Source organism: Azospirillum fermentarium (assembly GCF_025961205.1).
Lineage (GTDB): Bacteria > Pseudomonadota > Alphaproteobacteria > Azospirillales > Azospirillaceae > Azospirillum > Azospirillum fermentarium.
Genome location: NZ_JAOQNH010000001.1, coordinates 70,431 through 84,809, shown reverse-complemented (window position 1 = coordinate 84,809; position 14,379 = coordinate 70,431). Strand labels below are relative to the sequence as shown.

15 protein-coding genes are annotated in these 14,379 nt (G+C 66.6%); 12 read left to right on the top strand and 3 right to left on the bottom strand.

All coding sequences use genetic code 11. The annotated features are described in order from the left end of the window. Window positions 1-167: 167 nt before the first annotated feature. Window positions 168-314 (bottom strand): entericidin A/B family lipoprotein, encoded by a 147-nt coding sequence (locus M2352_RS00415; protein WP_264662543.1) that lies wholly within the window; start codon window positions 312-314, stop codon window positions 168-170. A gap of 296 nt (window positions 315-610) precedes the next feature. Here M2352_RS00415 and M2352_RS00410 point away from each other — a divergent pair, with 296 nt between their 5' ends. The 10 genes from M2352_RS00410 (at window position 611) to M2352_RS00365 (ending at window position 9,155) form a co-directional block, all read left to right on the top strand. Next, window positions 611-1,711, top strand: a complete 1,101-nt coding sequence (locus M2352_RS00410) for a calcium-binding protein (protein ID WP_264662542.1) — start codon at window positions 611-613, stop codon at window positions 1,709-1,711. Window positions 1,712-1,910: 199 nt separating this feature from the next. Beyond that, on the top strand, window positions 1,911-3,317 hold the full coding sequence (gene lpdA, locus M2352_RS00405) for a dihydrolipoyl dehydrogenase (protein ID WP_264662541.1): 1,407 nt from the start codon (window positions 1,911-1,913) through the stop codon (window positions 3,315-3,317). A gap of 141 nt (window positions 3,318-3,458) precedes the next feature. Further along, window positions 3,459-4,112 (top strand): sulfite oxidase-like oxidoreductase, encoded by a 654-nt coding sequence (locus tag M2352_RS00400; protein ID WP_264662540.1) that lies wholly within the window; start codon window positions 3,459-3,461, stop codon window positions 4,110-4,112. A 90-nt stretch (window positions 4,113-4,202) separates the two neighbouring features. Then, the gene (locus tag M2352_RS00395; protein WP_264662539.1) at window positions 4,203-4,583 is read left to right on the top strand and encodes a cytochrome c; all 381 of its coding nucleotides are present in this window, start codon (window positions 4,203-4,205) and stop codon (window positions 4,581-4,583) included. A gap of 250 nt (window positions 4,584-4,833) precedes the next feature. Next, entirely contained in the window at window positions 4,834-6,579 is a 1,746-nt protein-coding gene (locus tag M2352_RS00390) for a 2-oxoacid:acceptor oxidoreductase subunit alpha (protein ID WP_264662538.1), read from the top strand. Window positions 6,580-6,581: 2 nt separating this feature from the next. Next, on the top strand, window positions 6,582-7,445 hold the full coding sequence (locus M2352_RS00385) for a 2-oxoacid:ferredoxin oxidoreductase subunit beta (RefSeq protein WP_264662537.1): 864 nt from the start codon (window positions 6,582-6,584) through the stop codon (window positions 7,443-7,445). After that, window positions 7,442-7,990, top strand: a complete 549-nt coding sequence (locus tag M2352_RS00380; RefSeq protein WP_264662536.1) for a ferritin-like domain-containing protein — start codon at window positions 7,442-7,444, stop codon at window positions 7,988-7,990. Before M2352_RS00385 ends, M2352_RS00380 begins: the two co-directional genes overlap by 4 nt. 89 nt (window positions 7,991-8,079) lie before the next feature. Next, on the top strand, window positions 8,080-8,292 hold the full coding sequence (locus tag M2352_RS00375) for a DUF1289 domain-containing protein (protein WP_264662535.1): 213 nt from the start codon (window positions 8,080-8,082) through the stop codon (window positions 8,290-8,292). A 72-nt stretch (window positions 8,293-8,364) separates the two neighbouring features. After that, on the top strand, window positions 8,365-8,799 hold the full coding sequence (locus M2352_RS00370) for an IS5 family transposase (protein ID WP_264663615.1): 435 nt from the start codon (window positions 8,365-8,367) through the stop codon (window positions 8,797-8,799). Beyond that, window positions 8,751-9,155, top strand: coding sequence for an IS5 family transposase (locus M2352_RS00365; protein ID WP_406567259.1), 405 nt, complete (start codon window positions 8,751-8,753; stop codon window positions 9,153-9,155). Before M2352_RS00370 ends, M2352_RS00365 begins: the two co-directional genes overlap by 49 nt. Window positions 9,156-9,238: 83 nt before the next feature. Here M2352_RS00365 and M2352_RS00360 read toward each other — a convergent pair whose 3' ends face one another. Together M2352_RS00360 and M2352_RS00355 are read right to left on the bottom strand one after the other, a co-directional pair. Next, window positions 9,239-9,448, bottom strand: coding sequence for a hypothetical protein (locus M2352_RS00360; RefSeq protein WP_264662534.1), 210 nt, complete (start codon window positions 9,446-9,448; stop codon window positions 9,239-9,241). A 110-nt stretch (window positions 9,449-9,558) separates the two neighbouring features. Next, the gene (locus M2352_RS00355; protein ID WP_264662533.1) at window positions 9,559-10,026 is read right to left on the bottom strand and encodes a PA2169 family four-helix-bundle protein; all 468 of its coding nucleotides are present in this window, start codon (window positions 10,024-10,026) and stop codon (window positions 9,559-9,561) included. Window positions 10,027-10,280: 254 nt separating this feature from the next. Between M2352_RS00355 and M2352_RS00350 the strand changes: the two genes are divergently transcribed. Beyond that, a complete protein-coding gene (locus tag M2352_RS00350; RefSeq protein WP_319802006.1) occupies window positions 10,281-12,341 on the top strand; it encodes a protoglobin domain-containing protein in 2,061 nt (686 codons plus the stop codon). A gap of 92 nt (window positions 12,342-12,433) precedes the next feature. After that, complete coding sequence (locus M2352_RS00345; protein ID WP_264662532.1) at window positions 12,434-14,242, top strand: glycoside hydrolase family 15 protein; 1,809 nt, start codon at window positions 12,434-12,436, stop codon at window positions 14,240-14,242. Window positions 14,243-14,379 lie beyond the last annotated feature (137 nt).

Here is a 14,379-nt window from a genome sequence, read left to right as displayed (position 1 = left end):
TCCCCGCCGGGGAGAGGGTTGGGTGAGGGCCGGATGCCGTGCGTCAGCCCGACATCCGTTCCAAACCTTGTGTTTCGAGCCTGACGGCTCGATTTTTGGGCTCCTGCTGTGAAAATCGGCCCTCACCCCGGCCCTCTCCCGAGGTGGGAGAGGGGGATGAGGCTCCGTTACATCTTCTTCTGCACGCTGTCCGCCGAGCGTTCGATGGCGCGGCCGCCGGCCTGTACGTCCTGGCCCGCCCCTTCGAAGGTGTTGCAGGCGGCAACGCCGCTGGCGACCAGACCCAGCAGGGCGACGATTTTCAGCATCCGCATCGGAACTCTCCCAAACAGTGACATCATGTGTGTGCTGGGATAACGCCCGCGGCAACGTCAGTGTTTCGTGCCGTGGCCCCGCGCCGATGAGGTACCCCGCCAAACCGTGTTTCATCCGATCCTTCGGGGTGGCCGTGGCGGCTGTTTGCCGGAAGGATCTATGCCTTCCCCCGAGTCTCTCTGACCAAAGCTGAAAAGCCCTGAGCAATGGGCAAGGGATCAACTTGGTCACAGGCAGTTAAAATCCCGTTAATGTATAGTTCACTCACCAACAAAACCAAGGTGAGGCTGGGGTCATGGCTGCGAACGCGGGGAATGAAATCACGTACACGTACGGGACAAACCTGTCGAAGTCGGTCGATTATTATGAAAATCGGGCGGATGGCGGTTATTCCTGGTATGTTCATTATGATTTGTCGTTCGATGGCAGCGCCTTCACCATCACATCGAAGATCAATCTGACCGGCGACGACGCCGGGGCGCTGGTGTCCACCTGGGAAAAGGGCATCGAGAGCTTGTGGAGCAACAAGTTCTGCCTGTCCGACGGTGCGTCGGCCTATGCCATCAAGGTGGATGTGCAGTTCACCGACGTGAACGCCGATTACGACGTGGCGGTTCACAACAGCTACGGTGCCTGCGACCTGCTGAATTGGTACACCGACACCGCCTGGGGGCCGGACTATCAGGACGAGCTGGCTGCCCACGAGTTCGGCCACATGATCGGCATGTTCGACGAATACGCCGGTGGGGCGACCTGGAACGGCCAGACCGCCAACGGCACCATCATGTCGGATTTGGGCAGCGCCCTCAGCGCCAATTATTTCTTCTCGGTGGACACCAACGCCGAATCCCTGCTGGGCCGCTCGCTGGAGGTGGTGGCCTATCAGCCGCCGGCCCCGGTGGACCCCGCCGGCCTGACCCTCTACGGCACGGCGAAGGCCGATTCCCTCAACGGGGCGGGTGGGGCCGATTATCTGGAAGGGAAGGGCGGCGACGATGTGCTGTGGGGCTGGGCCGGCAACGATCAGTTGTGGGGGGTGGCCGGCAACGACACGCTCTACGGCGGGTCGGGGAACGACGGGCTGTATGGCGGGTCGGGCAACGACCGGCTGTACGGCGATGCCGGCAACGATTACCTGATGGGCAGCCCCGGCAGCGACACCCTGACGGGCGGCAGCGGGGCCGACAGCTTCGTCATGCGCCGCGGCGACGGGCACGATGTCATCACCGATTTCAACGGTTGGCAGGGCGACCGGATTCAGGTGTCGGGGGGCATGGGATGGAGCTTTGCCGGGGCCGCCGACGGCGTGCACGTGAATTTCACCAGCGGCGATACCATGGTGCTGAGTGGTCTGACCATTGACCACATGGTGTCCGATTGGGTCTTTGCTGTGTGATTTTGCCCAAAAGACGGGCTTCACTTGCGCCATTTTCGCCAATACGGCGGCGTCTATTCCGAAAGGATGAACTCCGCCGTTGCGCCGGGGGGAAAGGGGGGGCATAAATCGGCCCCGCGGCCGAACCCCAGCCTCAAGACCAAGAGGGCGCGGACGCAACCGATATTGAGCGAACGAACGGCGGAAGGAAAAAGCCCAAATGGCTGAGAGCACGTTTGATGTCGTCGTGATCGGCGGCGGTCCCGGTGGCTATGTCTGCGCGATCCGCGCCGCACAGCTTGGCTTCAAGGTGGCGTGCGTGGAAAAGCGCGGCACCCTGGGCGGAACGTGCCTCAACGTGGGCTGCATCCCGTCCAAGGCGCTGCTGGCCGCCTCGGAAAAGTATGAGGAGGCCAAGCACGGCCTCGCCCGCTTCGGCGTGAAGGTGGCTGGCGTCGAGCTGGACCTGCCCGGCGTCATGAAGCACAAGGACGAGGTGGTGAAGTCCAACGTCGGCGGCGTGGAGTTCCTGTTCAAGAAGAACAAGATCACGTGGCTGAAGGGTGCGGGCCGCATCACCGCCGCCAACACCGTGGTGGTCGAGGGTGACACCACCCAGACCGTCACCGCGTCCAAGGCCATCGTCATCGCCACCGGCTCGGAAGTCACCCCGCTGCCCGGCCTGACCATCGACGAGCAGAAGATCGTGTCGTCCACCGGCGCCCTGGCGTTGCCGGAGGTTCCGAAGCGTCTGGTCGTCATCGGCGGCGGCGTGATCGGGCTGGAACTGGGCTCGGTGTGGGGCCGCCTGGGCGCGCAGGTCACGGTGGTCGAATTCCTCGACCGCGTGCTGCCGACCATGGATGGTGAACTCTCCAAGCAGGCCCAGCGCATCCTGGGCAAGCAGGGCCTGACCTTCAAGCTGTCCACCAAGGTCACCGGCGCCACCACCACCGAGTCGGGCGTGGCCCTGACCCTGGAGCCGGCGGCGGGCGGTGCGGCGGAGACGCTGGAAGCCGACGTGGTGCTGGTGGCCATCGGCCGCCGTCCCCACACCGACGGCCTGGGCCTGGACGCCGTGGGCGTGGAGCTGGACAACCGCGGGCGCGTGAAGATCGACCATCACTTCGCCACCAACGTGCCCGGCATCTATGCCATCGGCGACGTGGTGGAAGGCCCGATGCTGGCCCACAAGGCCGAGGACGAGGGCGTGGCGCTGGCCGAGATCCTGGCCGGCCAGGCCGGTCACGTGAACTACGACGTCATCCCCGGCGTGGTCTACACCTGGCCGGAAGTGGCCTCGGTCGGCAAGACCGAAGAGGAGCTGAAGGCCGCCGGCGTGGCGTACAAGGCGGGCAAGTTCCCCTTCACCGCCAATGGCCGCGCCCGCGCCATCAACAGCACCGACGGCTTCATCAAGATCCTGGCCGATGCCCACAGCGACAAGGTGCTGGGCGCCCACCTGATCGGGCCGAACGTGTCGGAAATGGTGGCGGAACTGGCGCTGGCCATGGAATTCGGCGCGTCGGCCGAAGACATCGCCCGCACCTGCCACGCCCACCCGACCCTGTCGGAAGCGACCAAGGAAGCCGCGCTCGCCGTGGATGGGCGTCCGCTGCACATGTGATCCTGCGAACGCAGGGTAACAACCGGAGCAAACCCCCGCCCCCATCGGGCGGGGGTTTTCTTATGCCCGGCCCCGTCTTGACGGGCGGGAAAAGGGGCGCATGTCTAAAGGCTTGCCACACCGACTCGGGATTCCCGGCCCATGACCGACGACACCCCCAACGACAAGCTCATCGCGGCGAAGGAAGCCTGGGCGCGCCAGGGCCGCGGGCTGACCGGCGCCTCCGCCGATCCCCGGCACGACCGTCTGCCGCCGGGCCAGCACCTGACGGCGGCGTGGCCGGTGCTGGATCTGGGCATCGTGCCCAACCTGGACCCCAGCCGCTGGTCGCTGACCGTCGATGGGCTGGTGGAACAGCCGCTGCACTGGTCGTGGGCCGACCTGACGGCGCAGCCGGTGTTCCGCATCGTCACCGACATCCATTGCGTCACCACATGGTCGCGCTACGACAACACATGGGAGGGGGTGAGCGCCCGCCACCTGCTGGATCTGGTGCGCCCCAAGCCCGAGGCGGCCTTCGTCCTGTTCCATTCCTTCGACGGCTACACCACCAACCTGCCGCTGTCGGCCTTCGACGACGACGACACCCTGCTGGCCACGGGGTGGGAGGGCAGCCCCATCAGCCTGGACCACGGCGGCCCGGTGCGGGTGGTGGTGCCCAAGCTCTATTTCTGGAAAAGTGCGAAGTGGGTGAAGCGAATCGAATTCCTCGCCCACGACCGTCCGGGTTATTGGGAGCAGCGCGGCTATCACAACCACGGCGACCCGTGGCGGGAAGAGCGTTACGGCGAGTAGGGCGCATGGCGCGACGGCCACGTCTTGCGGCACTCGCGCGGTCAGCATTTTCCTGCACGGATGCATCGGGATTATCAAAGACGGAGCACCATGGGGATTAGGAAATATTTCATCACCGCATTGGTGGTAATGTTGGGCATGCCATCTGCGGTTTTGGCGGACAGCCGTAATGGAGAGCGGATTTTCTTGAACCGCTGCGCTCTGTGCCACGGTAAGGATATCAAAGGCACCGGGCCTTTGGCCGATAAAAGCAATCCTCCGACACCGGATCTTACGACACGCGAGTTCAAGAAGCGTCTGTTCGATTACCCAGGTGTCATCGTGTCATCCGTAATACTCCGTCCGAATGGCGATCTGATTCCAAGAACCTTGCGGGAAAACGGTGTAAATTTGCCTGCCTTCGCATGGACAATTAAGGATTTTCGCGACCTGAACGAGTATATGACGGACATGATCGCAAAAGCCAAATGACCACCGTGCTGCGCACCGGCTGACCCTTCGTTACGACCCACGCTTCCGCCGATTGCGGGTCTCATCATATGTTTGTGGCTCTGTTTGTTTGATTTATAAAAAATCAGTGAACTGTGCGGCATTTTGCTACGTTGCCGTTACCGCTTGCGCCATATCATTCCTTCGTATCCTTTTGTCGGTCATGAAGGGTGGATACCAACATCCGGGCGGAAAACGCCCGGTCCGGTCCATGGGAAGGCAGGCGCACGGCATGAAACGGGATCAGGTCACGGTCGCGCTGGTGGGCAGCGGCGGCGCCGGGGTGATGACGGCGGGGCAGATGCTGCTGGACGCCGCCGCCAAGGTCGGGTGGTACGGGCTGATGTCCCGCTCTTCCGGCCCGCAGATCCGCGGGGGGGAGGCTGCGGCCTTCGTCCGGCTGTCGCCCAACCCGGTGCTGGCGCCGGGGGACGTCTTCGATCTGGTGGTGGCGTTCGACTGGCAGAATGTGGAGCGGTTCGCCGCCGAACTGCCGATGACCGCCGCCAGCATCATCATCACCGATCCCGAACAGGGCGAGGTGCCGCCGGTCCTGACCGCCTCGGGCGCGCGGGTGCTGGACGTGTCGATCCGCGAGCTGGCCGGCACCGTGCCCGGCGGGCGGGTCAACATGGTGGGGCTGGGGGTGGTGGCGGCCCTGGTGGGGCTGCCGCGCGCCGGGCTGGACGCGGTGATCCGCGACGCGCTGGGCAAGAAGGGGGATGCCGCCGTCACCGCATCCGCCGCCGCCATCGACGCCGGGGCCACGGCGGTGGAGGGCTGGGGCCTCGGCCTGACCCTGCCGCCGCCGGAACCGGACGGCGGCGCGCGCTGGAACATTTCGGGCAACGAGGCGGCGGGGTTCGGCGCGCTGAAGGCCGGGGTGCGGTTCTGCGCTGCCTATCCCATCACGCCGGCCACGGAAATTCTGGAATGGCTGGCCCCCAATCTGGCGCGCACCGGCGGGCTGCTGGTGCAGGCCGAGGATGAGCTGGCCTCCATCAACATGTGCCTGGGCGCCTCGTTCGGCGGGGTGCCGTCCATCACCGCCACCGCCGGGCCGGGCCTGTCGCTGATGACCGAGGCGCTGGGGCTGGCGGTGGCGTCGGAAACCCCGGTGGTGGTGGTGGACGTGATGCGCGGCGGCCCGTCCACCGGCATCCCCACCAAATCGGAACAGTCGGACCTGAACATCGCCGTCTATGGCCTGCACGGCGATGCGCCCCATCTGGTGCTGGCGCCCAATTCCATCGGCGACTGTCTGTTCACCACCCAATGGGCCGTCCATCTGGCCGAGGCGCTGCAAACCCCGGCCATCGTGCTGTCGGACCAGGCCATGGGTCAGTCGCGCGCCGTCATCGCCCGGCCCGCCGACGCCCCCCACCGGGCCGAACGGCGGCTGGCCGACACCCAGGCCGGCGACTACCGCCGCTACGCCGTCACCGACGACGGCGTTTCCCCCGCCGCCATCCCCGGCATGATCGGCGGCGAGCACACCGCGGATGGGCTGGAGCACAGCGAACGGGGCCTGCCGTCGTCCCAGGCCGCCGACCATCACCGCCAGCTGGACAAGCGCCAGCGCAAGCTGACGCTCCATGACTACGGCCCGGCCTGGGCCGATGTGGAGGGGGAAGGGCCGGTGGCCATCCTGACGTGGGGTTCGTCCGCCGGTCCGGCGCGGGAGGCGGCGGCCCGCCTGCGCGCCGCCGGCCATGCGGTGCGGCTGGTGGCGGTGCGGCTGCTGTCCCCGGTGCAGCCGGCGGCCATGGCCGCGGCCCTCGCCGGGGTGGACCGGGTTCTGGTGGTGGAGCAGACCCACGGCGCCCAGTTCCACAAATACCTGCGCGCCCATTACGACCTGCCCCGCGGGGTGGCGGTGATGAGCCGCCCCGGCCCGCTGCCCATCCGTGCGCACGAGGTGGAAGCGGCCCTGAAGCCCCTGTTGTCCGAGTCTCTCATTGCGGTGGGGAGCCTGTGAGCATGGATCAGTCTGTGGATCAGCCCGCGTTGGACGCGGCTCCGGCTCCGACGCCGCAGGATTACAAATCGGCGGTCAAGCCCATCTGGTGCCCCGGCTGCGGCGATTATTCGGTGCTGGCCGCCACCACCCGCGCCTTTGCCCTGCTGGAACTGCCCCGCCACCAGACGGCGGTGGTGTCGGGCATCGGCTGTTCGTCGCGCATCCCGGCCTACACCAGCGTGTATGGTTTCCACGGGGTGCACGGGCGGGCGCTGGCGGCGGCCTCGGGGCTGAAGCTGGCGCGGCCCGACCTGACCGTGGTGGTGTTCGGCGGTGACGGCGACGGGTTTTCCATCGGCGGCAACCATTTCCTCCACGCCTGCCGCCGCAACGTCAACCTGACCTATGTCATCATGGACAACGAGGTCTATGGCATGACCAAGGGGCAGGCGTCGCCCACCACCGAACCCGACTGGTGCAACAGCAAGCTGACCCCCCACGGCCCTGGCGTGTCGCCGGTGCAGCCGGTGCCGCTGGCCATTTCCTGCGGGGCGAATTTCGTGGCGCGCGGCTTTGCCGGCGACCCCAACGGGGTGGCGCGGCTGATCGTGGAGGGCATCCGCCATCCGGGCTTCTCGGTGATCCAGGTGCTCAGCCCCTGCGTCACCTTCCGCCCGGAACAGCGGGGGTGGAAGAGCACGGTTCACCCCTATGGCCGCGAACCGGCCCAGGACGCCGCCATCGCCATGCGCAACGCGCTGGAGGACGACGGCTTCGGGCTGGGCGTCTTCCTGGCCGGCAACCGCCGCCCCTTCGCCCCCGACACCGCCCCCGCCGCATCCGCGGCCACCCTGGACGCCATCGAAGCGGAGTTTGCCGTATGACCGCCGCCCCCTCTTCCCCGACGGTGACCGGCGGGGCGTCCAGCCTGCCGCTGTTCCTGGCCCACGCGGTGGAGCTGGAGAGCGAGGCCGCCCTGCGCTACGACGAACTGGCCGACAGCATGGAGGCGCACAACAACTGGCAGGTGGCGGCGCTGTTCCGCGACATGGCCCGCTATTCCCGCCTGCACCGCGACGAGGTGACGGCGATCGCCGCCGCCCACGGCCCGCTGCCCAAGGTGGCGCCGTGGGAATTCCAATGGACCGGTACGTCCGAGTCGCCCGAGGCCGCGGCCTTCGACGGTGCCCATTACCTGATGACGCCCCACCACGCGCTGCGCATGGCGCTGGCGTGCGAGGAGGCCGGGCACGCCTATTACGCTGCCGTGGCCGAACAGACCGCGGTGGAAGAGGTCGCCCGGCTGGCCCGCGACTTCGCGGCGGAGGAATCCCACCACGTGGTGCTGGTGCGCCAATGGCTGGAGCGTTTCCCCGCCCCGGAAGGCGGGTGGGACGATGATCCCGACCCGCCCAACGCCGTGGAGTAAGGCCCACCGGAATGGTTGGTTTTGCCGCTGACGGTGTGGCGGGGGCCATGCTATAGCTGCCCCCCGTCCTCACTCTGTGCGTGCCGCCCATGCCTGCCGATACCGCCACCGTTCCCGAGCCCCAAGACCGGGTGCCCTCGCCCTGCCGCCGTCAGTGCACACTGGACGAGGACAGCCTGACCTGTATGGGCTGTCTGCGCACGCTGGCGGAAATCAAGGCATGGCGCACCATGGATCCCGCCGGGCAGCGCGCGCTGCTGGCGGTGCTGGAGGAACGGCGCAGCGCGCAGCCGCTGCTTTAGGCTCTGTGGACAAAGGGGCTTCCCAACGGAGGGAGAATCTGATTCAAGACTTCATTTGGATGGGAGGTCTTGATGGAGCGCGGGGAGATATCGGATGGCGAATGGGCGGTGATTGGCCCGCTTTTGCCTTCGGAGCGCGGGCGAGGCTGCCGGCCAGCCCATGACAATCGCCGTTTTTTCAACGGGATAAACTATGTTTTGCGTACTGGTATTCCCTGGCGGGACTTGCCGGAGCGCTATGGAAACTGGAATTCGATCTTTCGGCGGTTCCGGCGCTGGTGTGTCCAAGGGGTCTTCGACGAGATCCTCGAAACGCTGGTCGAGTTGGGCATTACCGACGACTGGAAGGATCAGATGGTCGATAGCACGACGGTTCGGGGTCACAGCCAAGCCGCGGGCGCAAAAGGGGGACCTGCGCGGCGGGATTTGGTCGTTCGCGCGGCGGCTTTACGAGCAAGATCCACGCACGGTGCGATCGGACCGGGCGGCCCCTGGCCTTCATCGTGACCGGGGGCGAGGCATCCGACAGCAAGCAATTGATCCCTTTGATGGAAATCCCGCTGGAGATCCCCTCTCCCAAGGCCCTGCTCGCCGATGCCGGTTATGATAGCGATGCCAACCGTGAGCATTTGCTGATCCGGGCTATCCGTCCGATCATCAAGCCGAACCCAACCCGCAAGACAATGCCCGCTTTTGACAAGGAGGCCTACAAGGCTCGCAACAAAATCGAAAGAATGTTCAACAAACTCAAACAGATGAGGCGGGTCGCAACCCGTTATGACAAGACCCGCTCTTCCTTCATCGCCTTCGTCAAGCTCGCCGCTATTCGTATTTGGATACCAACCTTTGTCCACAGAGCCTAGAGTGCGCTTCACGCTTCAAGCGATTTGCTGTTTGAAGCGCGAAGCACACGGAAAAAACCGACGGACGTTAAGCCCGACGGACGTTACCCGTTGCGCACCACCGACAGCCCCGACGCCTTCAGGCTGTTCAGCAGGTCGGCGAATTTGTGGACATAGCGGTTCTTGTCGGCTTCGAACGCGGCGGCGATGGCCGCGTCGGCACTGTCACCGCGCTTCTTCAACTCGCTGACGCACACGCGGTTCTCAATCTGGAACAGGGCGAAGGCGCCGTCGTTGATCAGGCGTTCCGTCATGATTATCAACCCTTTGGATGGTGGCCGTTTCCCTGTCACCTAATCCCGCGGGGCATCGGGCACAACGGACGTTCCCGCAATGCAGCAGAGGGAAAAGGACACTTCGCCCCCTATTGATCCGCTTCTTCCGCCTTTTCCACCGTCAGGCGCAGGCCGTTCATGCGGCCGAAATCCAGCCCGATCCGGTCGCGGTGGCGGGCCAGGGTGCTGTGCACCTCGGGCGGGATGTCCAGATCCAGGGTCTGGTCGTACAGGCGCAGACATTCCGTCTCCCCCCGCTCGATCCCATCCAGAAGTGCCGTGCGGTCGTGGCCCAGAACCGCCTGTTTCAGGTCCAGGAAGAAGCGCAGGGTGCTGCCGGTCACCGTTCCGCCCATGCCGGGGGCGCCGCCCTGTTCCGCCACCAGCCGCTGCAGCTCCCGCACGATGGCACCGCGCTGGGCGGCCACGTCGTTGAACAGGCCCTTCATGCCATCCTCCGCGGCGTTTTCCGCGGCCTGGCGGTAGCCCTCGTGGCTGTCCTCCACAATGTGGATCAGGCCGTTCAAGGCATCGACAAGCTGGTCCCGGCCGATCATCCACGGCACTCCTTATCCGCTGGCACCCCCGCGGGTGGGGCTGGCGGACGGGGGCACGGAGAATAACCCACGGCAGCGGCTCGGGTTCCCGCGTGCAGCCCACTCTTTTCGAGGTGTGGGGCCGGCGACAAGAGGTCGCATATGAAGAGAATGTAACGAGGCTTACACGCTTTTCATATGAGATCGCGTGGCATATAAAAATCGACATATGACGGAAAATGTTGGGCAAGGGTATCCGGGTCAGCGGCGGGACTATGAAGATGATGACGCACACGAATGAAAATCTACGGGCTGCGCAAGATCGTTCCTCGCGCGCTGTTTATTTCGGTCTCGATGACCGGACGGTGCAGGATCTGCAGCCGCTTCGTCCCCTGATCGACCGGATCATGCCCGGCATCCTGGACCGCTTTTATGCCCGGACCCTGCAACAACCGGCGCTGGCTGCGCTGTTCTCCGATCCCTCGCGGATCGAGGCGGCCAAGCGGGCGCAGGCCGCCCACTGGCGCCGTCTGGTCGAAGGACGGTTCGACGAGGAATATTGGGCCTCGGTGCGCAGCATCGGGCTGGCCCACCACCGCATCGGCCTGTCGCCCAACTGGTACATGGGGGCCTACAGCTTCGTCCTTGGCGAATTCATCACCGCGATCGCCGAGAGCAAGGGGGGCATGTTCACCTCGGCCCGCGCCCTGGCCGACATCGCCCGCCAGCAGCGGGCCCTCAGCTCCGCCATCATGTTCGACATGGAAGCGGCCCTGTCGGTCTATTGGGACAAGATGCTGGAAGAGCGGGTCCACGGCGTGGACGTCATGGTGGACAACATCGACCACCAGTCGTCGGACATGGTGGGGTCGGTGCTGGGCTTCACCGACGACCTGAACCGCTCGGTCGGCGACCTGAACACCGTGTGCAAATCGGTGGAGGATGCGGTGATCCAGGCCGGCGAATCGGCAACCACCTCGCTGGGATCGGCGGAAACCGTCGCCTCGGCGGCGGAGGAGCTGAACGCCGCCATCCGTGAAATCGCCCGTCAGGTGGGCGAAGCGGCCGAGACCGCCCGCACCGCCGTATCCAACAGCGACAGCGCCAAGGGGGTGATGGTCCAGCTCAGCACCGCCGCCCAGGAAATCGGCAGCATTCTGGACATCATCCGCAGCATCGCCAGCCAGACCAACCTGCTGGCGCTGAACGCCACCATCGAAGCCGCCCGTGCCGGCGAAGCCGGCAAGGGCTTCGCCGTCGTCGCCAACGAGGTGAAGCATCTGGCCAACCAGTCGGCCAATTCCGCCGACGAGATCGCCGCCAAGGTCGCCGCCATCCAGCAGGTGGCCGAAACCGCCATCACCGGCATCGAAGAGGTGGCCGGCACCGTCCACCATATGGAGGAGATCAACGCCTCCATCTCCACCGCCATCGAGGAACAGGCCGCCGCCACCCAGGAAATCGCCCGCAGCGTGCAGGAGGTCGCCGCCCACACCATGCAGGTGAACGGCATGATGGAGCAGGTGATGAACAACACCCGCTCCGCCACCCGCGTGGCGATGACGGTGGGCGGCAGCGCCGACCGCATGCGCGAGGCGCTGGTGCAGCTTCCCACCCTGCTGGCCCGCGCCATCCGCAATTCGTCCGACATGGCCAACCGCCGCAAGGCCCGCCGCCGTCCCACCCTGTCGGAAACCCAGGTGCGCAGCGGTGGCCAGACGGCCAAGGGGCTGATGCGCGACCTGTCCGAATGCGGCTGTTTCGTGGAAACCGAACTGCACGCCCATTCCGGCTCGCCCGTTGAAATCGACATGCCGGGCCGCCGCCCCGCCTGTGGCACCATCGTGGCCAACACGGGCGAGGGGCTGCACATCCGCTTCGACGCCGAAGTGATGACCACCGCCGACGCCGACCGCATCAGCACCGACGACATGCGCCGCATCGTCGATCTGGCGAAGAGCGATCACGTCGCCTTCGTCACCAAGATCATGGAAACCCTGGGCGGCCAGCGCCAGATGCTGCCCGCCGACCTGTCCACCCATCATTCGTGCCGTCTGGGCCGCTGGTACGATCACGTGAACGACCCGCAGACCATGCGTCTCGACTCCTACCGCCGCATGGCCGAGCCGCACCGTCTGGTCCACGAAAAGGGGCGCGAGGTGCTGCTGGCGCTGGAATCCGGTGACCGTGCCGCCGCCGAACGGCTGGCCGGCGACCTGAAACGTCAGTCGGAACAGGTTCTGGCCCTGCTGGACCGCATGGGTATGGAATATCTGAACGCCGCCGGCGCCCGGCCCCACGCCGAGTCCCACATCCACCGCCACGCGGCGGAATAACCGGGGGCTTGCGGCGCAAAAGGGGGAACCTTCGTCCGGTTGGGGGAGTTGATGGAACGAATCCGTCCCGTTGACTGCCCCCGGACCCGCCGATGCCCCTGCGCCTGGAAGATTACGCCCTGCTGGGCGATTGCGAAACCGCGGCCCTGGTGGGGCGGAACGGCTCCATCGACTGGCTGTGCTGGCCGCGGTTCGATTCCGATGCCTGCTTCGCCGCCCTGCTGGGCGGGCCGGAGCACGGGCATTGGCAGGTGGCCCCCGCCGATCCGGTGGTGCGGGTATCGCGCCGCTACCGCCCCGGCACGCTGATTCTCGAAACCGACCTCGACACCGCCGGGGGCGGCGTCACGCTGGTGGATTTCATGCCGCTGCGCGGGGCGGCGTCGGACATCGTGCGGCTGGTGGTGGGGCGCCACGGGCGGGTGACGGTGCGCAGCACGCTGCGTCCGCGGTTCGGCTATGGCCGCGTCGATCCCTGGCTGTCGCACACGGCGGAGGGCGACGCCTGCGCGGTGGCCGGGCCGGACATGCTGGTGCTCCACGCCCCCGTGCGCCACAGCATCGCCGATGGGGCGGCGGTGGGGGAACTGACCGTCGCGGCGGGGGAGCGGGCGGCCTTCGTCCTGACCTACGCCCCGTCCCACCAGCGCCCGCCCAAGGCGATCGACGCCGAAGCGGCCCTGACCGACACCGAGGATTTCTGGCGCGGCTGGTCGGGCCGCTGCACCAACCGCGGCCCCTGGACCGACGCGGTGACGGGATCGCTGGTGACGCTGAAGGCGCTGACCTACCGCCCCACCGGCGGGATCGCCGCCGCCCCCACCACGTCGCTGCCCGAACGGCTGGGCGGGGTGCGCAACTGGGATTACCGCTTCTGCTGGCTGCGCGATGCCACCTTCACCCTGCTGGCGCTGATGAACGCCGGCTACACCGACGAGGCGCGGTCGTGGCGCAACTGGCTGCTGCGGGCGGTGGCCGGCAATCCGCAGCAGATGCAGATCATGTACGGGCTGGCCGGCGAACGCCGCCTGATCGAATGGGAGGCGGACTGGCTGCCCGGCTACGAGGGATCACGCCCCGTGCGCATCGGCAACGCCGCCGCCCACCAGAGCCAATGGGACGTGTTCGGCGAGGTGATGGACGCCCTGCACCAGGCCCGGGAGAGCGGCCTGGACGACAGCGAGGCCGGCTGGCACCTCCAGCGCGTGCTGATGGACCATCTGGAATCCGTTTGGGAGGAGCCCGACGAAGGCATCTGGGAGACCCGCGGCGGCCCGGAGCACTTCACCTATTCCAAGGTGATGGCGTGGGTGGCGCTGGACCGGGCGGTCAAGGGGATCGAGCATTTCGGCCTGGACGGGCCGCTCGACCGCTGGCGGGCCCTGCGCCACCGCATCCACGCCCAGGTGTGCGAGCACGGCTTCAACCCCGATCTGGGCAGCTTCGTGCAGTCCTACGGCTCCCGCCGGCTGGATGCCGCCCTGCTGCTGGTGCCGCTGGTGGGGTTCCTGCCCCCCGGCGACCCGCGGGTGCGCGGCACGGTGGATGCCGTGGAACGGCATCTCCTGGCCGACGGGCTGGTGCTGCGGTACGACAGCGAACGCACCGACGACGGCTTGCCGGCGGGGGAGGGGGCGTTCCTCGCCTGTTCCTTCTGGCTGGCCGACAACTACCTGCTTCAGGGACGGCAGGGCGATTCGGTGCGGCTGTTCCGCCGCCTGCTGGCCCTGCGCAACGACGTGGGCCTGCTGGCCGAGGAATACGATCCCGTCGCCAGGCGCCAGGTGGGCAATTTCCCGCAAGCCTTTTCCCACATCGCGCTGATCAACACGGCGCAGGCGCTCACCACCTTGTGCGCCGGACCCCACCAACGGGCGGGGGAGAGTGACGCCGCTGGATGACCCATTTTCCCTTTTCCCCACCCCCGGAACACGGGCGGCGGCACCATCGTTTGCAGACAGAGGTTTTGCAGACCGGGTTTGGAAGGAGGGGACGTCCGCATGAGATCCGACGGCAAACGGCGCGCCGCTGGTACGGG